General features: G+C 63.7%; 19 protein-coding genes. 14 read left to right on the top strand and 5 right to left on the bottom strand.

Going from position 1 to position 22409, the window contains the following annotated elements:
• Nucleotides 1-1168 precede the first annotated feature (1168 nt).
• The 8 genes from CHB74_RS15710 (at nt 1169) to CHB74_RS15745 (ending at nt 7891) form a co-directional block, all read left to right on the top strand.
• Nucleotides 1169-2215 (top strand): Ros/MucR family transcriptional regulator, encoded by a 1047-nt coding sequence (locus CHB74_RS15710; protein WP_089220590.1) that lies wholly within the window; start codon nt 1169-1171, stop codon nt 2213-2215.
• A 480-nt stretch (nt 2216-2695) separates the two neighbouring features.
• Nucleotides 2696-3016 carry a DUF736 domain-containing protein gene (locus CHB74_RS15715; protein WP_089220608.1) on the top strand — a complete coding sequence of 107 codons (321 nt, stop codon included), beginning with the start codon at nt 2696-2698 and terminating at the stop codon, nt 3014-3016.
• Between the two features lie 290 nt (nt 3017-3306).
• Nucleotides 3307-3465, top strand: a complete 159-nt coding sequence (locus CHB74_RS22735) for a hypothetical protein (protein ID WP_342746607.1) — start codon at nt 3307-3309, stop codon at nt 3463-3465.
• Between the two features lie 62 nt (nt 3466-3527).
• Nucleotides 3528-4010 carry a S26 family signal peptidase gene (locus CHB74_RS15725; RefSeq protein WP_245842967.1) on the top strand — a complete coding sequence of 161 codons (483 nt, stop codon included), beginning with the start codon at nt 3528-3530 and terminating at the stop codon, nt 4008-4010.
• Nucleotides 4007-4822 carry a lytic transglycosylase domain-containing protein gene (locus CHB74_RS15730; RefSeq protein WP_089220610.1) on the top strand — a complete coding sequence of 272 codons (816 nt, stop codon included), beginning with the start codon at nt 4007-4009 and terminating at the stop codon, nt 4820-4822. Before CHB74_RS15725 ends, CHB74_RS15730 begins: the two co-directional genes overlap by 4 nt.
• Before the next feature lie 232 nt (nt 4823-5054).
• Nucleotides 5055-5393, top strand: coding sequence for a hypothetical protein (locus CHB74_RS15735; RefSeq protein WP_089220592.1), 339 nt, complete (start codon nt 5055-5057; stop codon nt 5391-5393).
• A gap of 273 nt (nt 5394-5666) precedes the next feature.
• Nucleotides 5667-7634 (top strand): relaxase/mobilization nuclease RlxS, encoded by a 1968-nt coding sequence (rlxS, locus tag CHB74_RS15740; protein WP_245842968.1) that lies wholly within the window; start codon nt 5667-5669, stop codon nt 7632-7634.
• A gap of 47 nt (nt 7635-7681) precedes the next feature.
• Nucleotides 7682-7891 carry a hypothetical protein gene (locus CHB74_RS15745; protein ID WP_089220594.1) on the top strand — a complete coding sequence of 70 codons (210 nt, stop codon included), beginning with the start codon at nt 7682-7684 and terminating at the stop codon, nt 7889-7891.
• Between the two features lie 506 nt (nt 7892-8397).
• Here CHB74_RS15745 and CHB74_RS15750 read toward each other — a convergent pair.
• From CHB74_RS15750 to CHB74_RS15770, 5 genes are all read right to left on the bottom strand, one after another.
• Entirely contained in the window at nt 8398-8700 is a 303-nt protein-coding gene (locus CHB74_RS15750) for a HigA family addiction module antitoxin (RefSeq protein WP_179220870.1), read from the bottom strand.
• The gene (locus CHB74_RS15755) at nt 8690-8980 is read right to left on the bottom strand and encodes a type II toxin-antitoxin system RelE/ParE family toxin (protein WP_089220596.1); all 291 of its coding nucleotides are present in this window, start codon (nt 8978-8980) and stop codon (nt 8690-8692) included. Before CHB74_RS15755 ends, CHB74_RS15750 begins: the two co-directional genes overlap by 11 nt.
• 680 nt (nt 8981-9660) lie before the next feature.
• Nucleotides 9661-14061, bottom strand: a complete 4401-nt coding sequence (locus tag CHB74_RS15760; protein ID WP_089220597.1) for an NACHT domain-containing protein — start codon at nt 14059-14061, stop codon at nt 9661-9663.
• A gap of 400 nt (nt 14062-14461) precedes the next feature.
• Nucleotides 14462-15508, bottom strand: a complete 1047-nt coding sequence (locus CHB74_RS15765) for a PDDEXK family nuclease (protein ID WP_089220598.1) — start codon at nt 15506-15508, stop codon at nt 14462-14464.
• Nucleotides 15505-17514: an ATP-binding protein gene (locus CHB74_RS15770; protein WP_179220871.1), complete on the bottom strand. Its 2010-nt coding sequence runs from the start codon at nt 17512-17514 to the stop codon at nt 15505-15507. Before CHB74_RS15770 ends, CHB74_RS15765 begins: the two co-directional genes overlap by 4 nt.
• Before the next feature lie 309 nt (nt 17515-17823).
• On the opposite strand from CHB74_RS15770, the gene CHB74_RS15775 reads away from it, so the two are divergent.
• The 6 genes from CHB74_RS15775 to CHB74_RS15800 all read left to right on the top strand — a co-directional run bounded on the left by CHB74_RS15775 (nt 17824) and on the right by CHB74_RS15800 (nt 22317).
• Nucleotides 17824-18705 (top strand): helix-turn-helix domain-containing protein, encoded by an 882-nt coding sequence (locus CHB74_RS15775; protein WP_089220600.1) that lies wholly within the window; start codon nt 17824-17826, stop codon nt 18703-18705.
• Between the two features lie 158 nt (nt 18706-18863).
• On the top strand, nt 18864-19265 hold the full coding sequence (locus tag CHB74_RS15780) for a GlcG/HbpS family heme-binding protein (protein WP_089220601.1): 402 nt from the start codon (nt 18864-18866) through the stop codon (nt 19263-19265).
• 43 nt (nt 19266-19308) lie between these two features.
• Nucleotides 19309-20124 carry an SDR family oxidoreductase gene (locus CHB74_RS15785; RefSeq protein ID WP_089220602.1) on the top strand — a complete coding sequence of 272 codons (816 nt, stop codon included), beginning with the start codon at nt 19309-19311 and terminating at the stop codon, nt 20122-20124.
• Between the two features lie 68 nt (nt 20125-20192).
• A complete protein-coding gene (locus tag CHB74_RS15790) occupies nt 20193-20726 on the top strand; it encodes a nuclear transport factor 2 family protein (RefSeq protein ID WP_089220603.1) in 534 nt (177 codons plus the stop codon).
• 23 nt (nt 20727-20749) lie between these two features.
• The gene (locus CHB74_RS15795) at nt 20750-21583 is read left to right on the top strand and encodes an oxidoreductase (RefSeq protein ID WP_089220604.1); all 834 of its coding nucleotides are present in this window, start codon (nt 20750-20752) and stop codon (nt 21581-21583) included.
• A gap of 218 nt (nt 21584-21801) precedes the next feature.
• Nucleotides 21802-22317, top strand: coding sequence for a hypothetical protein (locus CHB74_RS15800; RefSeq protein ID WP_144033817.1), 516 nt, complete (start codon nt 21802-21804; stop codon nt 22315-22317).
• The last annotated feature ends 92 nt before the right edge of the window (nt 22318-22409 follow it).

A 22409-nucleotide genomic window follows, 5' to 3' on the forward strand; every position in this document is an offset into this window, starting at 1 on the left:
TGGATGTCCGCTCGACGGGCGAAGTCATCTGCCATGAAGGCTATGTGACGCACGCCGAGGCCCGGCGGAAAAATGCTGCGGACGCCGAACCCGCCACCAGCCGGAAGCCACCCCGTCCCGAACTGAGCGGCCCGATGCAGTCCTATGTCGATCTTCATCGCCACGCCGCCGTGCGCGCCCGATTGCTCGACCATGGCCAGATCGCGCTCCGCCTGATGATCGCCCATGCCATCGCCGGCTCGCCGCTCTGGAATGTCCGCGCGGACCCGCAGGCAACCCGCAATGAAGCCATCCGCGACAGCGTGGCGCAGTCCCCGGCCGAAGCGACCATCGCAGAACGGCGATGCGCCATTCTCCACCTGCTCGGCCTTCCGCCGGACGAGGCCGTCATCGGCCGTTGGGGTGACGAACCCGATATTCCGCGCCTGTTCGCCCGCCTGCTCGAACTGCCCGATCCAGCAATCATGGAGGTGACGGCCTTCGTCATGGCCGAAAGCCTGTCCGCCGGCAGCGACGCGCTCGAGGCGGTCGGATCGCGGCTTGAAGTGGAGATGCATGCGGTCTGGCAGACCGATGATTGTCTGCTCGATCTTGTCCGCGACCGCGCGATCCTGCTTGAAATGCTCGCCGAGATTGCCGGCGAACCCGTCGCACGCGCCAATGGCGACGCTAAGGCCAAGGCGCTCAGGTGCATCATCCGCGACTGCCTTGCGGGCACCCATGGTCGCGAAAAAGTGGAAGGCTGGGTGCCCCGCTGGATGCGCTTTCCGCCATCGGCCTATACCGCACGCGGTGGCGTCGCGAGCGTGGCGGCACATGCACGTATCCAGTCTTCGCTTGTGGAAGATCTGCAGCAGATCAGTGCTGATCCCAGAGAACCTTCGAGCGATGACGCTCCACAACCGGCCGACTGAAATATTGGCCCGGGCGAACATGGTTCGCCCGGGCCAATTCCTGGCCAATATGTCCTGCTCCCGGCAATGCTAGAATGACAAAAATCCGGTTCTCCGTCATGGCAGCGATCATGGACATCCGCCGCGCGCCGCCGCCATGAAGGCGGCGGCGCGCGGCTGACCAATCCTCACCCGAAAGACCAGGTCCACCCCGCAAATTGACGCTGATCCGTGCCCGGTATAGCCCATGCTAACATTGCTGATGGAGCGCATGCATGTCCGACCAGCCCGGCGAGGAAAAGCGCAACCCGATCGAACTTGCGACCGAGATCACCATCGCATGGCTCAACAACCCCAATTCGCGGGTCAATCCGGACGATGTTCCAGAATTTCTGCGCAAGATGCACGACACCATCACCGACATGGGCCGCGCCATCAAGGAGGTAGCCGCGACGATCGTTGAGCATGTCCCGGCGGTACCGGTGCGCGCCTCGATCAAGCCCGATTATCTCATCAGCCTGATCGACGGATCGAAGCTCAAGACCCTGAAGCGGCATCTTTCAAAGCATGGCCTGACGCCCGCCGGTTATCGCGAACGCTTCGGGCTCAAGGCCGACTATCCAATGGTCGCCGCCAATTATGCCGAAGCGCGCCGTCAGGTCGCTAAACGGCTCGGGCTCGGTCGCAAGCCCGCGGCCCCCGCTAGGGTTGCCGCCCCGGCTGCGACAAGCATGGCACCTGTTGCGCAGCCCGAAGCCGCCCCCCAACCCAAAACCAGGACAAAGCCAAAGGCCAGAGGGGTCGCTGCAAAGTCCCACGCTTCATCGCCAGGAAAAACAGCAGCGAAAAAGGTCGCGGCGGCGCCCGCGCAAGCCGCCGCCCTGCCCGCAACGGCGCCGGTCGTCGCTCCCGAAGCCGGTGGATCGCGGTCGAAACCGGCGGGCACGGCACGCAAGGCCCGGTCGAAGCCGGCCTCTCAACCCGCCGCGCCCGACAGTGCCGCCAGCCCCAGCGCAACACGCGCACGCGCCCGCAAAGCCAGTGCTGAAACGCCCGCATCGGTCGCGGCCGCACCCGCAAGATCTGGCGCGAAGCCAATGGCTGCGACCCGGCCGTCCCGATCGACCGCTGCACGGCCCGCGAAGGCGGCAAGGACTTTGGCTAAAAAGAATGAAGCAGCTCTCATTTCGTCGGCGAGACCGGATACGCAGCCGCCAGCGGCAGCCAGGCCCGGCAGCGTCGCCAAGCCGGGCAAGGCGCGCGTCAAAAGCCCGCCGAAACCGCGCCAGGCAAGCGAGAGAGGCGGGGCCAAAGCCGGTTGACGGCACGCGTTAGAGCCCATCGACCCTTTCACATTCGCCCGGCGCGGACCGGAGACCGCCGGAATTCCGGCGCCATGCCGGACCACCCGGACGCGCTGACCATCGCTTTGTCACCGTCCACGTCGCGGCTGCATTCCGGCCGGCGGACCTCGCTATCAGAACCCGGTCCCGATGCTCATTCGCGTGAGGAGCCAACCGCATGGGCGGCATAATCCTGCCCTTCCTCGTCCCCTGTCCTTCCCGGCGCCTGGGGCGTTGACCTGGGCCGGGCGCGGGCCGGTCGAAACCATCGGCTTCCTGCTTATTTCCCCGCCCGCCGAAGCGGGCTCCTCGCGGTCGCGTGCCGCTCCAAATAAGCGCGCAGCCTCCGGTCCTGCGCTGACGCTCCGGCCGGTTCGGTTCGACCATCCGCTGGTCCCGGCCCTCACGGTCCGCCCATCGCCCGGAAAGGCCGGGCGCACTGGAACGAGGAGACTGAACATGCCCGCCATCGGTTATGTCACCCGCGACGGAAAAGGCTTCAAGGGCCAGCTCCGCACGCTTTCGATCCGCACCGAGATCGAGATCACCCCCAACCAGGCCAAGACCGGCGATGCCCAGCCCGATTACCGGGTCTCGGCCGGCGGCGTCGAGGTCGGTGCCGGCTGGATCCGGCGCGGCGAAATGTCCGGGAGGGATTATGTGTCGCTGAGCCTCGCCGCCCCCGAATTCGGGCCGCGCCGGCTCTACGCCAATCTCGGCCGGGCCGCAGGCCAGGAGGACGACGACGCCTTCGCCCTGATCTGGAACCCGGCCGACTGAACCGCCCGCCTCTCGCGCCGGCGGATACCGGCGCGGGAGGCGTGCTTCACCCCGATCGCATCGCGCACGATGTCCGGAGGGTCGTTTTTGCGCACCCCTGTTTCGACCCTCCCCGGCTTCCGTTTCGCATCCCAGTCTTCGCCCGTTCACTCGAGCCAGCGGAGGCAATGCGCGGCATCATGGAACAGGACGAAAACCAGCGGGCGCGGATCGCGCGAGCCGGCAACCCCTTCCTCAATACGGCCCAGGCCGCCCATCATCTCGGCGTGTCGATACGCCTGCTCGAGCGCATGCGCCGGCGTGGCGAGGGCCCCCTTTTCCGGCGACACGGGCGCCACGTCCGCTATCATGTCGATGATCTCGACAGCTGGTCGCGCCAAAGCGGAAATGCATCCGGCCTCGACACCCGGAACGACGACGGCGGCCCGCGCCGGAGCCCGCGGCAATGACCGGTCCGGCACATGGATCGGGCCCGCGCCACGCCGGCCGCCGCCCGCCTCCTCGCGGAACATTGCTGCTCACCCTGCCGGTCGCGGCAACGGTCTTCACCCTCTTCCAGCCACCGACCCCACGCCTGCTCTGGAACGCCAGTGAAAGCATGACTCCTGGCCTCTACTGGATAAAGCCCGGGATCAACCCACGGCGCGACGATCTCGTGCTTGCGCGGCCACCTGGGCATATCCGTCCGCTCCTCGCCCGCCGCCACTATCTTGCCCCGAATGTCCCACTTCTGAAGCGCGCCGCAGCCGTGCCCGGCGATACGGTCTGCGCCTTGGGGCAGGAGATTTTCATTAACGCCCGCTGGGTCGCCGAACGTCGTCCCGCCGACCCGTCAGGCCGGCCGATGCCCGATTGGACGGGCTGCCTGACCATGCGCGAGGGCGCCGTCTTCCTGCTCGGCGACCATCCCCTATCGTTCGACGGGCGCTATTTCGGGCCATCACCCGCGAAGGATATCATCGGCCAGGCCGCACTCCTGTGGCCGCTGCGATGACCCGCTTCACTCGAGCGCTTGGCACCGCGCTGGTCGCCATCGTCGCCTGTCATGGCAGCGGGGCCGAGGCTCATACCGGACCGCCGGTCGCTCCTCGCCTTGTCGTGGATCCCTCGCTCGATCCCGGAGCGGGTCCTCACGTTGATCCGAGCGCAGATCCGGTCTGGCGCTGGCGGCCCTATATCGCGCAGGCCTCCCACCGGTTCGGCATCCCCGAGGTCTGGATCGCGCGCGTCATTCAGGCCGAAAGCGGCGGACAGACTCGGCTCGGCGGGCGCCCGATCACATCGTGCGCCGGCGCGATGGGGCTCATGCAGCTGATGCCGGCGACATGGGCGTCCATGCGCGATCGCCTGAAGCTCGGCGATGATCCCCACGATCCGCGCGACAACATCCTTGCCGGCACCTTCTATCTGCGCCTGCTCCTCGACCGGTTCGGATTTCCCGGGCTGTTCGCGGCCTATCATGCCGGCCCGACCCGACTTGCCCAATATCTGTCCGGCGCCGCGCCCCTGCCTCGTGCGACACGCCATTATGTCATGCGGATCGCCGGACGGACGATCGACCGCCACTCCGACCGGTTCGCGGCCGACGGCACCGGCGCGGCGCGTTCGCCACCGATTCCATCCGACGAACTGGAGGCGATCACGGCACGGTTGCAGGTCCCCAGAGATGACGCGCGCGAGATGTCCCCGCCCCCCATCTTCTATTCGCTGGCGGCACCCGTCCCGCATGGAAACGCGTCTCGCGATATGGGCGCGTCGCCCGTCCCATCCACGATCGACAGGACATCGCCCGATGCGCGCGAATAGGCTCCCGGCCCCCGGCGTCGGGAAAAAACTTCGTCTCGGATCCTCCCAGCATGACGGCCGGCCCGGCCCCTCTCAAGGCCGGCGGCCCCTCCAATTTGCTGACGCAAATCGGTTCCTCCGCCGCCGCTGGCGCGGCGCGTGGGACCATGTCCCACGCGGCCCTGACAGGCGCCGCTCCGACCATCTGCGGGCTTGTCTCTCCGATCCCGGGGAGCATCGAAAGGAGCCTGTCATGACCCCGATCTCGAACATCGCGGAACGCTCGGCCCATATCGCGTCAGCCATCGCGATCGCTGCAACCGGCGATGCAATGTCGTCGAAAATGATTGCCGCGGAATATGCGGATTTTCATTGGGAATCCCGGTTCAACGAGCGCGCGCTCGGGCCTTATGACAGCCTGGACGAGGAGGATGGCGAGCTCGACCGGGTCGCCATCATCGGCTGGCTGGCCAACCGTTGGTTCGTGGCCACCTGCCTGGTCGATGGCAATGGCTGCCCACATCATGTCGACCATCTCCAACGCTTCGAAAGCGCGTGGGATGCCGAGGGCGCCTTCGCATGCATCCACTGAATGTCCACGACCGGAGCGGCGCTCTCAGGGGCGTCGCTCTTCATTCTGGCGTTGGCGCCGGCTTGATGGCCCTATCGGTGAGGTGGGTACTGGTGGAGCCTTTGGAGGCGGCAAAAATCGGGGATGGCGCTGTTTGCAAGATAAAAGCCTACGCTCTTGAACGAGCTCATCACCTTGTCTGCACATCCTTTTTCACGAGATCGGCGACTGCCTGCACGAGACGTTTCGTCTCGCCGCTGTCCTACACCGCGACGCGGCTGGCTGACCGGGACCATGAGCATGGATGACGATGGTTTCGAGCCGCGCCTCGGCCGCGCCCGCCAGCAACAAGCGCGTGGCCGCCGGACCTTCCTGGGCTCGGTGGTCATGCAGGCCAACCGCATGGCCAGCGACAAGGCAGGCGCGAAGCGCTTTGGCGGAAGCCAGTTCGCGCGCGGAGCAGCCACCGGAAAACTGCTCGGCCGGCGCGGCCGCAGGTTGGGGTCCGACGCACGGCGCGTGGTCATCAAGACAAGGCTGATCCGGCTGACGCCAAGGACCATCGCCGGTGCCGCCGCGCACATGCGCTATCTCGAACGCGACGGGGTGACACGCGAGGGCGAGCGCGGACAATTCTACGCCGCCGCAACCGACCTTGCCGACGGCAAGGAATTTCTCGCACGCAGTGCCTCCGATCGCCATCAATTCCGCTTCATCGTCGGTGCCGAAGATGGCGACCGGTTGGCGGATCTCAAACCCATCGTCCGACGACTGATGACGCAGATGGAAAAGGATCTCGACACACGCCTCGACTGGATCGCGGTTGATCATTTCGACACAGGCCATCCGCACAGTCATGTCATCCTGCGCGGACGCGACGATCAGGAGCGCGATCTCGTCATCGCGCCCACCTACATCAAATCGGGCATGCGCGAACGCGCACGCGACATCCTGACCGCCGAACTGGGGCCCCGTACCACGCTCGAAATTGCGGACCGGCTGGGCCGCGAGATCGATGCCGAATGGTTTACCGAAATCGATCGCACGCTGGTGGCGGGCAAGGACATGGCCGGCATGGTCCGGCCCCACGCCGCCGATCCCATCGAACATGCGCTCGAGGTTGCGCGCCTGCGGCGACTGGCACGACTGGGTCTGGCGACACGCATGGGCCAGGACCATTGGCGACTGACGCCGCATCTGGAAGCGACCCTCCGACGCATGGGCGAGCAAGGCGACATCATCCGGACCATGCAGCGCGCGATGACGGCGCATGGGCTCGATCGCGGTGGATCTCCAGCCGATGTCCACGACGCGCTCACGGCTCCCGTCACCGGACAGGTCATCGAACGCGGCCTCGCCGACGAACATGGCGACCGCCATTATCTGATCATCGATGGGCTGGACGGCCGCCTCCACCATGTTCCGATCGGCAGGGCGAATGCGGTTGAGCCCCTGCCGCCCGGCGCCATCGTCCGGGTCTCTCCCAGCCTGGCTGCGGTTCGCGATGCTGATCGCACCATCGCTGCAGTCGCCGGAGTGAATCAGGGATGGTATGACGAGGAAGCCCATCGACATTTTGATCCGCGTGCCTCCAGCGGCTTCATCGATGCCCATGTCCGCCGCCTCGAAGCGCTGCGCCGGACAGCCGGCCTGGTTGAGCGCGACCCGAGCGGCCGCTGGGCGATCGCAAGCGATCATCTCGCCCGGGTTTCCGCACATGAACGGAGCCGGGTCCGCGAGGCCCCTGTCACAGTCGAGATCCTGTCCACTCTGCCGCTCGAGCGACTGCCATCGGCCAATGCCGCCACTTGGCTCGACAGACGACTGATCGGGGAGGACATCGAGCCCGCCAGGGAAACGGGATTTGGCCGCGAAGTGGAGCGTGCCACCGTCGCGCGTCGCCAATGGCTGTTCGACGCGGGACTGGCATGGACGGACGGCGATCAGATGGGCCTTAAGGCCGATCTGATCGCCATATTGCGACGGCGCGAACTGCTGCGCGTTGCGGGACAGCTATCGGAAGAACTGGGACTACCCTTCGCCGAAGTCTGTCCTGGCGAGCGCATCACCGGTCGGCTCGGCCGCCCGGTCGACCTCGCCTGCACCCGCGTCGTTACCGTCGAACGAGCCCATGATTTCACGCTCGTTCCCTGGCGACATGCTCTCGCCCGCCATCTCGGCAAATCCGGCTCCGGGATTTTGCGCGAGGACGGGATCAGCTGGTCGAGCGGACGCGAACGCAGCGGGCCCGAGGTCGGTTGATCCGATTGGTTGAACGCAGCGCCTGCGCAAGCAGGGTTGCCCATAACATGATCGAGGAACGGGAAATCTGGGGATGCGCGCATGTGACCATCGAGCGCTTCGGCGACGCCGCAAGCTTTCACGCTCCCCAACGCGCTGACGAACTGTTCTCGGCCGAGGATATCGAGGGGCTTCGCATCTGGCTTCGTATCCTCGCGGCAATCCGCAGTCTCGAGGCCGCCGAACCGCCTTCCAATATGCTGAGCTGCACCCAATGATCGGCCTTCTTGCCTTTGCCATTTCGATCGTGCCGGCCGGCACAACTTTAGCCTGCACCCCGACTCATGTCTGGGACGGCGACGGCCCCATCTGGTGCGCGGAGGGGCCACGGATCAGGCTTGAGGGAATTGCAGCGCGCGAGATTAACGGCAGCTGCCGGGTCGGCCGCCCCTGCCCCAATGCGAGTGGCGAAGCGGCGCGGGACCATCTTGTATCCTTGCTGGGTGGCAGGAAGAGTCGTGCGAATTCCGGCCATGTCCTGGTGCCCCTTCCCCGCTTCGTCGGACAGCACCGATCGTCACGAGTTGGGGGCCGATCGCGGTAAGCTGACATTCCCTGCGGACCGCGCCGCTCCCGCCCCTTCTAAGCTTCTTCAGCGTCGGTTTTCGACTTCCAAGCGCAAACTGGCGGCTTCATGTCGCACACAATACCCGCCTGTGCACTGTCGGACTTTCGCATGGCCGGGAACAAGGACTGGCGTTCGTTCGGCCGCAGCCTGCCGCGCTTATGCCGCCTTGGCAAAACGCTCCACCTTGATATCAGCCTCATGCATGCGTGCCTGTGCCAATTCAAACGCCGTCTGCATGCGCAGCAGCGTATCGGCTTTCATCCCGAAGGCCTTCTCGAACCGGATCGCCATGTCAGCCGACAGGTTGGCATGGCCATTGAGCAGAGTGCTGAGCGCTTGCCGCGAAACGCCGAAGTGATCGGCCAGCGCCTTCACACTCACGCCAGCCGGATCAACGATTTCGGTCTTCAGCCATTCACCGACATGGACAGCCAGGGACGGGTGCATCTTAAGAGCCATGATAGTCCTCCAAATCCATATCGATCAGGGCGTTTTCATCGTTGAGCCGGAACGTCAGGCGCCAATTCCGCGTCACTGTCATTGACCAGGCGCCCTCGCGGTCGCCAGTCAGTTCATGCAGTCCGAAATTCGGCGGTGTTCCCAATTCCTCAAGGCCCGCCGCCGCGTCGATGAACGCGAGCATCTTACGCAGTCGATCAACATTTCCGACGAGGCCCCTGGCATTGCCGGTTTCGAAAAGTCGCTTCAAGCCTTTGTGGCTGATACTCTCGATTTCCATTACCGAACGATAGCGATTTTTCGTCGCCCGTCAAGTGACACTTGACGATTTCAGTCATCCTTATCAAAGGCAATCGCCATTCTCGGTAGCACGCGAACACATACTGGTCATCACGGCGGGACTAAGGCCATGATTGGGCGCACGGTCACGTCGGCTTGGTCGGAGATGGCAACTGTCAGGATCTGGGACGTATCTGACGAATACCGGTCATTCCGTGCCAAGCGTTAATGTCGATGCCGACCCGTTCGAGGCATCCAGAGACCGGTTCGCGCTCCCCGGAAGCGGACATGGCTTCCGGCGTGGGTCCACAGGCGATCAACGTCAGAAAAGTCGGACGCTGCCGACCGTCAGGAATTGGATCTCGAGTGCGGATAGCAGCCGTCCGTTCAGCTTCGCGCCTCAAGCCCTAGCCGTGACCGCTTTGTCGGACGATCCGGAAAGTCAGGACTTAGGTGCCGATTCGCGGGAAGCGGACATTCCCAATCACAGCGCTGCGGCTGCTCCCGACCAGCATACGCCGTCCGGCAATCCGGATATTAGCGGCAGGTATTGCTGGAAGCAGCCGTTCGGCACGCGATTTTTCATGTCAACGAACCTGAGTTCAGTTCAGGAACAAAGAGATCGAGCGTCGCGGTGAATGCGCGTGCAGCGGCGGAGCGCCCGTCAGGCCTCACCGGCCCCTACTTTCCCTTCATGCTTCCCGCCGCCTTTCCCGACGCCGGTTTGATCGCCTTGGCCGTCGCCTTGCGCGCCTCGCTCTTCTTCTTGACCGTCTTGGTATCGAGGCCACGACGGGTTAGGTCGATCCCGACGACGGCGAGATCCTCGACATTGGGATATTGGCTCGCAATCACCGCCCAATGCTGACGCAGCGCCGCGAGCAGCGCCTCGAAACTCTCGGCCCGGCCGCCACCCGGCAGATCCCAGCTCCGCTTGATGCCGACATAGACGAGCAGGAAAATGCCCCGGCTCGAGCGAGCATCGCGCAGATAGTCACCGCCGAGCTGGATCTCCATGCGCTCGAACAGATGCGGACCCGTCCAATTGTCGGCTATCTTCAGCTCGACCGGGACCGGCGCGTCGAACCCTGCGCCGCGGAACCGCAGATCGGGGCGCTTGGCATCGGCAAGCTCTTCCTCGGGCGGGATGCTGTAGCGTCCTCCGGCCCGATCGCGCAGCCAGCCGCCGATGAACTTTCGGAATTCGGTCTCTTGGTCGGTCCGCTGCAGGATCGAGGCGATGCTCTCGTCGCCATGCTCGAGATCGTGTTTCAGCGCCTCGAGCCGTTCCACGCCGAAATACCAGAGCTCGCGATGATTGGTCGGCGTAGCAACGCGCGCGTCGTTGAATTCCTTGACCTGACCCGGATTCCACGGGGCGAAGTCGGCATCGAGAGTCGCCTTCGTCTTGGCGTGCAAGCCCATCCACGGCCGTGACTTCACCGCCGGGTGCGCGCGTTCCATTTCGATGAGCGCGAGATAGGCTTCCTTGCCCGGCGTCTCGCGAATGAAGGTGAATAGCGCATTGCGCGCATCTTGGGCGTCGTCGCGCAGCCCCGGTGAAAAGACGCCGCCGCCCGAGCGTTCGATATCCTCTTCCTCGCGAATATATTTTGCCATCAGGAGGTAGAGCGTCTTCATATGCTCGACGGTACGGTAGGCGAGCCGCGCCCGGCCCTCTTGCTGGCGGCCGCCAAGCAGCGCGACGACGAAGCGCAGTGCGAGGTTGGTCTGTTCGGCGGGATCGTTCAGCGCGGCGAGGCGCGCCGCGACGGCAGGGATTGCGGCGTCGGGATCGACGCCGGCCCAGGTCGCGTACCAGGTCGGGGTAAAGTCCGGATCATATTTCCCCGCCGCCTTGCGCGCGGCGATCTTGGCGATGTCCGCGTCCGGCACAGACGAGCCCTGCACGATCGACAGGAGATAGCCGAGATTGCGCGGATTGATGCGCTTGGCGCGCAAGGCAGGCAGCAGCGCCGGCGCGATCCGGTCGCGCCCGAATGCGCCATGCCAAGCCATGTCGTATAGGACGTAATGGCTCTCGCCGTCGGCCTGCTCGACCTTGAGCTCGTGCTGGATCTCGGTCAGCAGCACGTCGGCGACCGCGTCGGGAAATGCGGCATACAGGTCCGGCAACCAGACCGGGAAGCCGTTCAGTTCGGCTAGCCCGTAGCGCGCCGCCTGCGCCGCTTCGGTCGCCGTCAGCGTCTTGTGCCAATCCTCCGCTTCGCGCGCCTCGATCGCGATCCCGGTCAGGCCGAAGATGACAGAGTAGGGCGTCTGATTTGTTGACGCGCCCCGCGATTGGGTTTTCGGCTTGAACTCGCGCCAGAAGCGCACCGCGGCGTCGCGGAACGCAGTCGCGACAGGCTCGCCATAGGTGTCAATCAGCGAACGCCAATTGCCATCGGTCCAGTGGTTGTGATCGTCCCGCCCCGCCGACCGCATGCGCTCCATCAGATAGGCCTGGTCCTGGGTGAGGATAGCCGGCTTGCCTGGATTCCGAATTTGATCGACGCGCTCGGCGAGGAGCATCTTGTCGCGCTCGAGCTGTTTCTCCCGAGCGGCGATAATCCGGGCATCACGCTGTTTCCACTGCGCCTCCTGTTTGCGAAATTTCGCGAGCTCGCCGGCGGGCGGATGGAGAAGAGCTTCCAGCTTCTCGCTCAGCGCCTCGTCCTTGGCTGCCAGACGCTTCAGCCGTTCGCGCCATTTGCGCGGTCGCCTGCCGGCAACAAAGAGACCGAAGGCGAGGGTTAGCGCGACGAGGCGGTCGTCGAGCAGCGGTCGCCCCTCGATGTCGGCCGCGATCGCATCGAAGCTGTCCGGCCCGAAGGCCCAGTAGCGACCGAAGATCGAGACATGCCACCAGTCGACAAGGCGCTGGTCTTTCTTGCCCTCGCGCCACGTCCGCTCCTGTTCGACCGAGTGCCAGAACAGCGCGTGGTTGAGCTCCGGCCACCCTTGTACGAGGTCGGGCAGATCCTTGCGGATCTCCTCGAAATGGCTGCGACCATAATCGCTGGCGATCGGAAGCAGCCGCAGCGCGGACAGCGTTGAGGGCGCAAGCACCGCCGGATCGCGCGCCTCGATCAGGCGCACGGCGACGCGCGCGGCCGTCGCGGCGAGCCAGCCATAAGCCTTCGATATCTCGCAATGCCGATCCTCAACGACAGGTTCGCGGAGCAGAAGCGCGACAAGGCCGTCCATCAGCCCGCCGAGCATCGCGACCGGTAGCTTGTCGACTAGATGGCCGAGCGGATCAGCCAGGGGATCGACCTGATGTTCGTTCTTTCGCGTGGTCGCTCCGAGCGCCTGCAGCAGCCAGCCGATCGCCGCCTCGTCATGGGGGAGATTGGCCAGCAACTCGCCGAGCCAGTCGCGCGACAGCCCCGGCCCCTCCCTCAGGAAGGCATTGCGGATGTCTGCGGCATCGGCAGGCGTGCCGACCGCGAACACCGCGCGGATCGCGGCGATGCGGGTATATTTGGCGCGGGACGTGAGCGCGAAGCGCTTGGCCTTGGCGGCGAGGGCGTCGATGCCGCCTTGATAGACCATGCGCAGCAGGAACCAGGTGATGTCGTCGTCTGCGGCATATTGGTCGAGGAGCGCCCCGATCTCCTCGGCGAGATCGGGGTTGGCGAAGCGCTGGACCGCCTGATATTCCATCATCGAGCGGCCGTGCGCGGGCTGCGCGACCTGTTCACAGGTCTGGCGCAGGATGTGACGCCGCGTGTCGAGCGGCAGCTTGGCGGGGTCGCCGCCTTCGAACAGCACCTCGGGCGCGAGCGCCACGACTCTATCGAGGATCCGCCGATCAAGAACTGCAAGCCACGGCAGCACCGGCCGCATCGTCGGCACGATGACTTCGATGCCATATTGCTTGCGGAAAAACAGCCCCTCGATCTTCGCGCGCGAGCCCTCGTCGACCAGCAGCGAATGCAGCCATTCGGCGGTCAGATATTCCCGCACCGAACGATGGTGGAACCGCTTCGTGCCATAGATGCCCGGATCGAAAATCGGCCGGGACAGCAGGATCGCGCAGTCCTGATCGTTCCAATTGGTGAGGACGTCCTTGATCGGAAGACCTAAGGCATTCTTGTCTCCGTCGGGGACGCGGATGGCCGATTCCTGGCAGAGCGTGGTGGCCGCGGCGACAAGGCGGGCGCCTTCGCGAATACGGTCGACCGCGATCGGCCGCGCGTCGGCCCGGTCCTGATCCCGCTCCTCGAGGCGCTTGGCGATGCTGCTCGTCATCAGGTCAAACCGAGAGCCGATCCGCTGGTGATCGTTCCAGAACTCGACGGTCTCGGCGAGATCGAGCGGCCTGGTCGTGAACGACCACGCCTCGGCGCGCTCTACGGCCTTGGTGAAGGCCTTGATGTCGGCCACGCCCTTGGCGATCGCGAAGGTCTCGACCTGGGCGCCGTGCAGATCCTCGAGGGTCACGATGCGGAACGGGGCGTGCTTATTCTCGCGCTTTGCCGCGCGCTCGGCCGCGACCGCATATTCCCCCTGGGGCGCGGGCGCCTCGTCGGGCGCCTTCGCCGGCGCATCCCAACGCAGGTTGGTCCGGCACAAGAGGAGGTCGGTCGCAGGGCGCCACGCCTCCGTGCGGCCCGTGATGACGATATGCGTGCGCTGCAGGGCACGCTCGATCCGCTTGCCGATGCGGCGGATGGCGCGCTCGAAATCCTTGGGGTCGCGCAGGCGTGCCTCATCCACGGAATCGAAGAAGAGCCAGCCTTGGTCGCCCGACTTGAGCCAGGCCTCGAACTCCTCGAGATCCCCTTCCTCGAAGCTCGTCTCGAAATCGTCGACGACATGCTCAATGCGCAGGAAGAAGGCCGGCTTACCCTCGGCGCGTTGGCGACGGCAGATATGCCGGATCTCCTCCGTCTTTCCCGAACCGGCCTCGGCAAGCACGATGACGCGCGGCTCGGCCAAGAGATCCGACCAGCGCGTCGATGCCTCTCGCGCGAAAAGCCGCACCATCTTCGCCTCGTCACCATCCTCATCGGAGATGGCGAGATCGCGAAAGGTTCGATCCAGCTCAATGAAATCGTCGAGGTTTCCAGACATCGCACGGATATAGTCGTTACGGCCCTAATCCGCACGGGGGGATGCCGCCAAAAGCGCGCGCCGAAAGGCTCTATCTCGGACAATCGAAATGGATCGGCGCCGGCGGCGCGAGAATCGTCCCCTTCTCGCTCTCCGACAGACGCGGAAGCGTCGCTAACTGAACGGCAGATTATGCGCCTAAAGCCGCCATACAGCGGTGCCGCAAGGAAAGGCAGATTTGTCCCATAACCCGGCGATAGCTTCCGGAAGAAGTCGACCAGACCCGGCCGTTCCTTCAGCTTCGATGAACGTCTGGTCCCTACCGAAGCTGCCGATAATAGCTCAGGAAGCATCCGGTCGGCAGTGCGCCCATCTCGGCGATGCTGCCAGCACGAGGCAGACCCTGCCGGAGATGGCGATATCACCCCGCACTTCTCAATGCGGCCTCCACTGCGTCAGCGGCGCCGGTGAGATCATTCACGATTGTCCGGCCGTCAATACGCACAGGCGAGATGCCGAAGCCACGCAACCGTTCGGATATTGCCGCATCCTTCTTTTGCTTGGCGCCTGACCGGTGGTAACGCCCGCCGTCGCAAAACACGGCGACGCGCTGATCGGGGAAAAACAGGTCAGCCTCCGTCACCGCAGCGTGTGACCAGCGAAACTCGATATCACCCCAAAGATCGTAGAACGACGGGTAAGTTCCGCCATTCTCCATGATCAGCATCTGGAGTTGGGGATGGTAGCCGCGGCGAGCCAGTTCCTGGATCAGGAACAATTCGATTGGAGAGTCCGCGCCCCAGATGCGGCGCGGCTGAAGATTCTTGAACGGTGCAAACAGCAGCTTGCGTCGGTGCTTGGCATAGCGCCTCCAGGCATCGCCCTCGGGAAGGCCGATAGCAGGCGCCAGCACTTCATTCTCATCATAACAGGTGGCGAGAAAGTAATAGCCGATGACCAGGCCAAGTTCGTCGAGGTGGCCTTTACCTTCAGCGAGCCCCGGCGCGCCCATTCCGAACAGCCCATAGCTGCCCTCGAACGGATCGAACCGGCTGAAGAGCGGTGGGTTGTCAGCGTCATAGGCAAGGTCGAGCTTCTCGATCCAGTCGATGGTGGCGGTTTGGATCTCTCCGCGTTTTTCTGCAGGTTTCAGGCTGAGCGCGAAGGGGGTAGTGCCGTAACCTTCGCCATTGCCGACCCTGGGGACGAGGCTCGCGATTATCCAGATCAGCTGGAACTCGGTGCCAGCCGCGCGGAACAGGGCAACTTCGCCCTCGCTCGGCTTGTCCGTCAAATCCCCTCCGGCGGCGTCAAACATCGCCTTCGTCACTGGCTGGATACCGGCGAGGTCCGCGATGGATCGCGCAACGAGGTCCGGAACCGGCGACATGTCGACCCGGTAGGGCAGCGGTGGCCGGACGGAGTAGGTGGGGTCGGTGAGAAGATGAGCGGGTCGATCCTTGATCATGCGCTTGGCTCAGCTTCTGCCTCATCCTCTGACGCCTCTTCCCGATCTAGCTCCGCGATCCGAGCCTTCACCGCATCACTCAGATAGGCGGAGTCGATCGAACGGAGATAGCCAAGCGCTTCCTCGTCGCTCGCTTGATATTCGAGGCGCCGCTTATAAAACGTCAGCCGGCCTTCGGCTTCTTGGATGATCTGGCCCCAGGTCTTTGCCCAGACCCGGATCTTGATTGGGTCGTCTAGCTCCATGATCAGGCCGCGCGGTTTGCCTGCCATGCGAGCCTCGAGCTCGGCGCCTCGCGTGAACTCGTTCGAGATGGCGACGAAATCCCATTCGACATTGCAGTGCTGAAATCGCGCGTCGAGGGCAACGGCTTTGGCATATTTCCGGATTTGTCCGAGTACATCCTCATTCAGCGGTTGAAGCGGCCGCTTGAGCTCAACGACGAGATGCCGGCGCTCGTCATCGGTTGGTGTCGGGATGCGGGCTGATAGCATGAGGTCAACAATTGCTGCCTTCCCATCTGCATCGAGCACCGGTTCGTTCGCTTCTTGCTCCTCACGCTCTCCACCCAGCAGGTCGATATGGCTGCGCAGGACCGAGGTTAGATCTTGGTCATCGTTCACAAGGTTAAACTGCTCGCCGAAGATCCATGTTTCCTGGGCGATAATGCGGTGAAGTTGCGACCGCTCCAGCAGTTGCCGCTTCGACTTGGGGTCGAGGACCAACATCTGCAGCGCCTTTAGGAACTCGAGACGGTCCGTGACGGCCTTGGCCGCGTTGATGACGGCTGTCAGCGACGTCTTTCGCAGCAGGTCCGCGAGCTCGTCCTGCCGCTCCTTAGGCAGATCAATCACCTTTTCCAGGATTGACAACAGGTTGGTCGCGCCCGTTTCGATCGCAGCCTTGATTAGCTGAAGGACTAGCTTTTTCTGCTTCGGCGGCGATTTGTCGAACTCGATGCTATAATCGGCGAGGTTCAGCGCGACGACGTCGAACAACTGCCTCTCGTTGATCTCGATCGGGTCAGCTGTCGCACCTTCATAAGGGTAGATCGCTGCCTCGACCCATTCCTGGATCTTGTCGCGCGACCGCGCGACTTCTTTGGTTCGGAAATGCTCGCGGAGGCGTGCCTTGGCCGCCTCGATCAGCGCGTTCGAGGCCGAGTCGAGCTCTACCAGACCCTCGGCACGATTGTCGGCAAGTTGCTGGAAATGCTCTGCGGTCAGATAAGCGGTGAACTCGAAGCCACGGGCCTGAATGCCCGGCGGCATCTCATAGAAACTGAAGCGTCCAGGCAGGCACAGCATGAGCTTGCGATCGACGGGCTTTTTCCACTCAACGATGTCGAGGGTTGCTTCCAGCGTCCGCCCGCCTTGCTCGACGACGATCGGGTACGGCTCGATCGAATCAATCGCTTCGCGCGCATCCACTGCCACGCCGTCATAGACAATCCGAAAGCTCGGATCGTGATAAAGCTGCAGCGCAAACACGTCGCGGACTCGGTCAGCAAAACCGTTTGCGGCCCAGATCTCGAAATCTTTGACTACTTCGAGAATCGCAACCGTGCATCCATTGCTGATCGTGGCGACTGGCTCACTCAGCTCGAAATTCTTCAGGTTAGATTTATGGCCGAAGATCGTGAAGCGTTGGCCGCCGTGGTTCGAGGTCCAAGCCACGGAATCGCCCAGCGAGAAAGCCTTGAAGCGTCCCTGGCCCTTCTCGCCATGAACGACGCGGCCACCCGTCGTCTTCGTACCGGGCCGCTTCCAGGAGCCGCCCAGCTTCTGGAAGCTGCCTTCGATCGTATCGAGCGGGATGCCGGTGCCGTTGTCGGTAACGAGGATACCGCCCAGTCCAGTCAGTTGCCCCTTCTGCAGCTCAATCCGTACTTCAGTGGCGTCGGCGTCATAGGCGTTCCAGATAAGCTCGGCGATGGCCGCTAGCGGTCGCGCCGTGGTGATCCTCTGGATATGGTCATGCTCAACCCGAACTTCGATCTGTTGCACGCGTGCCCCCGCATTGTGCCGCAGCTTGGCTAGTCTCACGGAGCGACAGGCGTTTCAATTTAAAATCATGCGCCGATTGGCGAAACCCAGCGGGCAAATGTCGGCTCTCGTCGGGAGCCGACATTTGGATATCCGGTCAGGAATGGCAGCTTCGTCCCAGCGTTAGCCACTGTCGTGGCCTGAACGAACGTCAGCAAGCAGGCATCGAAATTTTCAGGCGGACTGTCCGCTTAGTGGGCGGCGGCCGACACATTGGATGACTTGTCTCTTGCCCCGAAGCCGATAAAAAATGGTGCCGCGAGGATCGACATGACGCTGGCGACCTACGGAGACCGCAAATATCATTCGAGTGCGCGGCTGGGCGATGCTGCCGAATGGCCGTCGCTCCGCATCGAACGCCGTCAGCTTGAGGCCGGCGCCCAGACGGCGCTGCCGGCGGAGTGCACGGAGATCGTGCTGATGCTGTCCGGTCGGGCGGGCGTGATCCGCACCGGCAATGGCAACACGCAGGAATCGCTGGGGCAGCCAGGCGTGAGTTGGATCGTCCCGGCAGGGACGCAGGAAAGCCGTGTCGAACTGCTGGCCCCGATGGAATGTCTCCATCTCTATTTGCCGCCATCGCTGATCGAACAGAGTGCGCTGGCGGATTATGATATCGACCCCGCCAAGACCAAGCTGGCTTATGCCGGAGGCCTCCATGACCCTATGCTGCTGCAGATCGGTTCGACCTATCGCAGCCTACTTGATCGCCCCTCGCAACCGACCGACCGCTTGCTTGTCGACGGCATGCAGACCGTGCTCGCGGGCCATCTGCTAGGTACCTATGCCCTGGATCAATGGCGCCCGATCGCCAAAGCCCCGTCGCTCAACCCAAAGCGCCTGAAACGGGTGCTGGATTTTATCGAGGCGCGGATCGCGGTCGAAATCTCGCTCGATGACCTCGCCGCCGAAGCCTGCCTCAGCCCCTTCCATTTCTCTCGCCTGTTCAAGGATGCGACGGGCTTCACGCCGCATCGCTATGTCACCGATCGGCGTGTTCAGGCCGCGCGCGACAAGCTGGCACTCAATCACTCGTCTATGGTCGAAATCGCGCTCGACACCGGCTTCGGTTCACAGGCCAATTTCATCCGCGTGTTCCGCAAGGTGACAGGCCTTACGCCCGGCCAGTATCGCGAGTTTCATCTCCGCTAGCTTCGGTCACCGGACTCGAAACCAGCAATATCGGTATGTGCGCAAGATTTGCGCATCGCTCCGCAGGATGTGGAAATACCCGCGGTCGCCCACCGCGTAGACCTGCCTCATCGGACGGGAACAGCCCCACCCGATCTTAAAAAGGCAGGAGATAGCAGATGATTACCGCTGATCTGGCCCGCAAGATCATCGCCGCTGGCGAGGCGCGGGCAAATGCAATCGGCGTCCCGGTCAACATCGCCGTGCTGGACGCCGGCGCCAGCCTGAAGGCCTTCGGCCGGATGGACGGCGCCATCCTCGGTTCGATCGACATCGCCCTCGGCAAGGCCCGCACGGCCGCGCTGTTCGGGATGCGAACCGAAGCGATCGGCGAATTCAGCAAGCCGGGTGGCACCTCGCCGGGCCTCGAGCAGACCAATGGCGGCCTCGTCGTCTTCGCCGGCGGCATCCCGCTGAAGGCCGACGACGGCCAGCTGATCGGTGCAGTCGGCGTGTCTGGCGGCGCGGTCGCCCAGGATCTCGACATCGCCGAAGCCGCCGCCGCGACGATCGGCAACTAACCTCTAATCCTACCCAACCATCTGAACGTGAAAGGAATGTATCATGACCACCAAGACCATCCTCATCACCGGTGCTGGCTCGGGCTTCGGCAAGGCCGCCGCCATCGGCATGGCCCGGAACGGCCATAACATCATCGCCACCGCCCAGGTGTCGTCGCAGGTGACGCCGCTGCGCGAAGAAGTGGAAGCGCTCGGCCTCAGCGATCGCATCAAGATCTATCGCCTCGATCTCACCGATCCTTACGACATCCGCCAAGCGCAGAAGTGGGACATCGATATCCTCTGGAACAATGCCGGCATGGGCGAAGCCGGCCCGGTCTGGGAAATCCCGCTCGATCTCGTCCGCAAGAATTACGAGATCAACGTGTTCCTGCCGCTGCAGCTGACGCAGGGCATCGTCCAGCGCTGGGTGCGTGAAGGCAAGGCAGAGGGCAAGAAGGTCGTCTTCACATCATCGATGGGCGGCCTGTTCACCCCGGCCAATTGGGGCACCTATGTGTCGACCAAGCATGCGCTCGAAGCTTTTGCCGAGGCCATGCAGCAGGAACTCGCCTCCTACGGCGTCAAGGTTCAGACGATCAATCCGGGTGCCTATTACACCGGCTATAACGAGACGATGGCGGACAACCCCTTCCGCTGGCTCGACGACGAGGTGAACTTCACCAAGCGCGCCGATCTCCGCAAGGGCTTCGACGATTTCTTCGCCACGCCCGAGGGCAAGATGGACCCGCAGGAGATGATCGATCGGATGATCGAGATCGTCCCGGCCGACGAAGGTAAGTTCCGCAACGTCGTGCCGCAGGTGATCGAGGACATGCTCAAGCAGCATCAGCTCGATGCCTGGGAGAACCGGATCTGACCCCAGCCTCCGCACCACGGGCGGTGATCCTTTTCGGAACACCGCCCGCTTCCCGAAAGGAATTCGCCATGTTTTCCGTGTTCAAGAACCACAAGGACGACATTCGTAATGCCGCCCTCGGCTTCGCCACGACCGCACTGGCCCTGATCGCGTTCCAGCCATCGGCCGAAGCCCGCGCTTCCTCCAGCACCGAGGCCAGCAACAAGGCCGCCGTCCAGAAAGGCTTCGATGCCTGGAGCGCGGGCACCGGCAGCCCCTACGAACTGCTCGCCGACGATGCGCGCTGGACGATCGAGGGCAATTCGGTGGTCTCCAAGACCTACCCGACCAAGGAAGACTTCATGCGCGAGGTGATCCGCCCGTTCAACGCGCGGATGCGGTCTCCCCTGAAGCCCATGATCCGCAGCCTCTATGCCGATCGCGACACGGTGGTGGTGTTCTTCGACGCTCGCGGCATCGCCCGCGACGGCCAGCCTTATGCCAACACCTATGCCTGGTTCCTCGACATGCGGGCCGGCCGGATTGTCCGGGCCTCCGCCTTCTTCGATGCCATAGCATTCAACGACCTCTGGGCCCGCGTCGCACCGGCGCAGGCGAACTGAACTGCACGGAAAGGATAGAAGTCATGAAGACCTGGTTCATCACTGGCGCGTCCCGCGGCTTCGGTGCCCGGATCGCCGAACGGGCTCTCGCCAAGGGCGACAATGTCGTCGCCACCGCCCGCAACCCCAAGAGCGTCCTCGAGCGCCTGGGCGACCATCCCAACTTGCTGGCCGTAGCACTCGACGTGACGGACGAAGCCCAGGCGAAGGTAGCAGTCGACGCTGCGATCCAACGCTTCGGCCGGATCGATGTGCTGCTCAACAATGCCGGCTTTGGCCTGCTGGGGGCCGTCGAGGAAGCGACCTCGGACGAGGTGGAGCGGCTCTACCGCACCAACGTGTTCGGGCTGCTCTCCGTCACCCGCGCCGTGCTGCCACATATGCGGGCCGTGCGTTCCGGCCGCATCCTCAATATCTCGTCGATCGGCGGCTATCGGGCCGGGCCGGGTTTTGGTGTCTACAGCTCGACCAAATTCGCGGTCGAAGGGTTGTCGGAATCGCTTCACCACGAACTCGCGCCACTGGGCATCCATGTCACGGTGATCGAGCCTGGCTATTTCCGCACCGATTTTCTCGACGCCAACTCGCTGTCGGTCAGCGCCGATCCGATCGCCGATTATGCCGAGACGGCGGGCGCAGTGCGGACGCGGGCCGCCGGCCTCAATCATGCCCAGCCGGGCGATCCGGACAGGCTGGCCGATGTCGTTGTGGCCTTCACGGATGCCGCAAACCCGCCGGTCCGCCTCCCGCTCGGCAGCGATACCGTGGCGGCGATCGAGGCCAAGCATGCATCTGATGCGGCCATCCTTGCCCAGTGGCGCCAAATCTCCAACTCGACCGACTTCACTCAGAATTGACAAACTCATAGCGGCCGCGGCACGTCCGCGGTCGCTGTACTTAAATTCGATCGTGCCCGGCGCGATGAACGAATGGCGGTTATCGGGCAGCGCGTTTTGATCTGCAAACGGCTGCTTAGTCGGCGCTTGCCGAAGCGTGGTGATTGGCTTGCCCGCAGGCTGCAGCTTTGTCAGATTTGCACGACCACGCTAGCCTGCGCAGGGGCGCAAGACCGCGAATGATTGAAGCCAAGACATCAAGCACCGGCGAAAGGCCGACTTCGCGCTCACGATTCAGCGATTATCTGGACGCCCATTCGCTTCCGGTTGCAACGGCCGCGGTGCGATCCTGCTCGAATGGCAGCCTGATGGCGCTGGTTGAACACGCTCCCGCCGAGGGCCTCATGTTCGAGCCGATCGACGACCTGGTGATCAGCATCGTCATGAGATCCGTGCAGACCAAGGTCATTCGCGACATTGGCTGGGGCCGGCAGGAGTTTACAGAGGCCCCGGGCTGCATTCTCGTCACGCCACCCAATTGCCGATCCTACTGGCATTTTGAAGGCGCGCCGATGGTCCTTCACGTCAGCGCTCCCTCGGCCAGCATCCCTCACTGGCTGGGCATCGATGGCAGCCAGTTGGCCCAATTTCCCAAGGGGCCGATCTACGATCAACTTGTCAGTCAGCTAGTCGGCAGGATGTGGAACGCCAATGCGGCCGCCCCTGGCTCGGGCGCATTTCTCGACCATGCCTGAGAACGGCGGAGCAATATTCGACCACGGTAGCGGCGGGATAGCCCTGCTGCGGGCGGCGTAAAAGTCGTCCACCTTGAAGCCTTTCTGCCAAG

This window comes from Edaphosphingomonas laterariae, from assembly GCF_900188165.1.
Taxonomy (GTDB): domain Bacteria; phylum Pseudomonadota; class Alphaproteobacteria; order Sphingomonadales; family Sphingomonadaceae; genus Sphingomonas_E; species Sphingomonas_E laterariae.

Coding starts and splice junctions, on each gene's coding strand:
- CHB74_RS15710 (WP_089220590.1), top strand. CDS start 1,169: ATGTCCGACCAGCCCGGCGAGGAAAAGCGCAACCCGATCGAACTTGCG.
- CHB74_RS15715 (WP_089220608.1), top strand. CDS start 2,696: ATGCCCGCCATCGGTTATGTCACCCGCGACGGAAAAGGCTTCAAGGGC.
- CHB74_RS22735 (WP_342746607.1), top strand. CDS start 3,307: ATGCGCCGGCGTGGCGAGGGCCCCCTTTTCCGGCGACACGGGCGCCAC.
- CHB74_RS15730 (WP_089220610.1), top strand. CDS start 4,007: ATGACCCGCTTCACTCGAGCGCTTGGCACCGCGCTGGTCGCCATCGTC.
- CHB74_RS15735 (WP_089220592.1), top strand. CDS start 5,055: ATGACCCCGATCTCGAACATCGCGGAACGCTCGGCCCATATCGCGTCA.
- rlxS (WP_245842968.1), top strand. CDS start 5,667: ATGAGCATGGATGACGATGGTTTCGAGCCGCGCCTCGGCCGCGCCCGC.
- CHB74_RS15745 (WP_089220594.1), top strand. CDS start 7,682: ATGATCGAGGAACGGGAAATCTGGGGATGCGCGCATGTGACCATCGAG.
- CHB74_RS15750 (WP_179220870.1), bottom strand. CDS start 8,700: ATGGCTCTTAAGATGCACCCGTCCCTGGCTGTCCATGTCGGTGAATGG.
- CHB74_RS15755 (WP_089220596.1), bottom strand. CDS start 8,980: ATGGAAATCGAGAGTATCAGCCACAAAGGCTTGAAGCGACTTTTCGAA.
- CHB74_RS15760 (WP_089220597.1), bottom strand. CDS start 14,061: ATGTCTGGAAACCTCGACGATTTCATTGAGCTGGATCGAACCTTTCGC.
- CHB74_RS15765 (WP_089220598.1), bottom strand. CDS start 15,508: ATGATCAAGGATCGACCCGCTCATCTTCTCACCGACCCCACCTACTCC.
- CHB74_RS15775 (WP_089220600.1), top strand. CDS start 17,824: ATGACGCTGGCGACCTACGGAGACCGCAAATATCATTCGAGTGCGCGG.
- CHB74_RS15780 (WP_089220601.1), top strand. CDS start 18,864: ATGATTACCGCTGATCTGGCCCGCAAGATCATCGCCGCTGGCGAGGCG.
- CHB74_RS15785 (WP_089220602.1), top strand. CDS start 19,309: ATGACCACCAAGACCATCCTCATCACCGGTGCTGGCTCGGGCTTCGGC.
- CHB74_RS15790 (WP_089220603.1), top strand. CDS start 20,193: ATGTTTTCCGTGTTCAAGAACCACAAGGACGACATTCGTAATGCCGCC.
- CHB74_RS15795 (WP_089220604.1), top strand. CDS start 20,750: ATGAAGACCTGGTTCATCACTGGCGCGTCCCGCGGCTTCGGTGCCCGG.
- CHB74_RS15800 (WP_144033817.1), top strand. CDS start 21,802: ATGATTGAAGCCAAGACATCAAGCACCGGCGAAAGGCCGACTTCGCGC.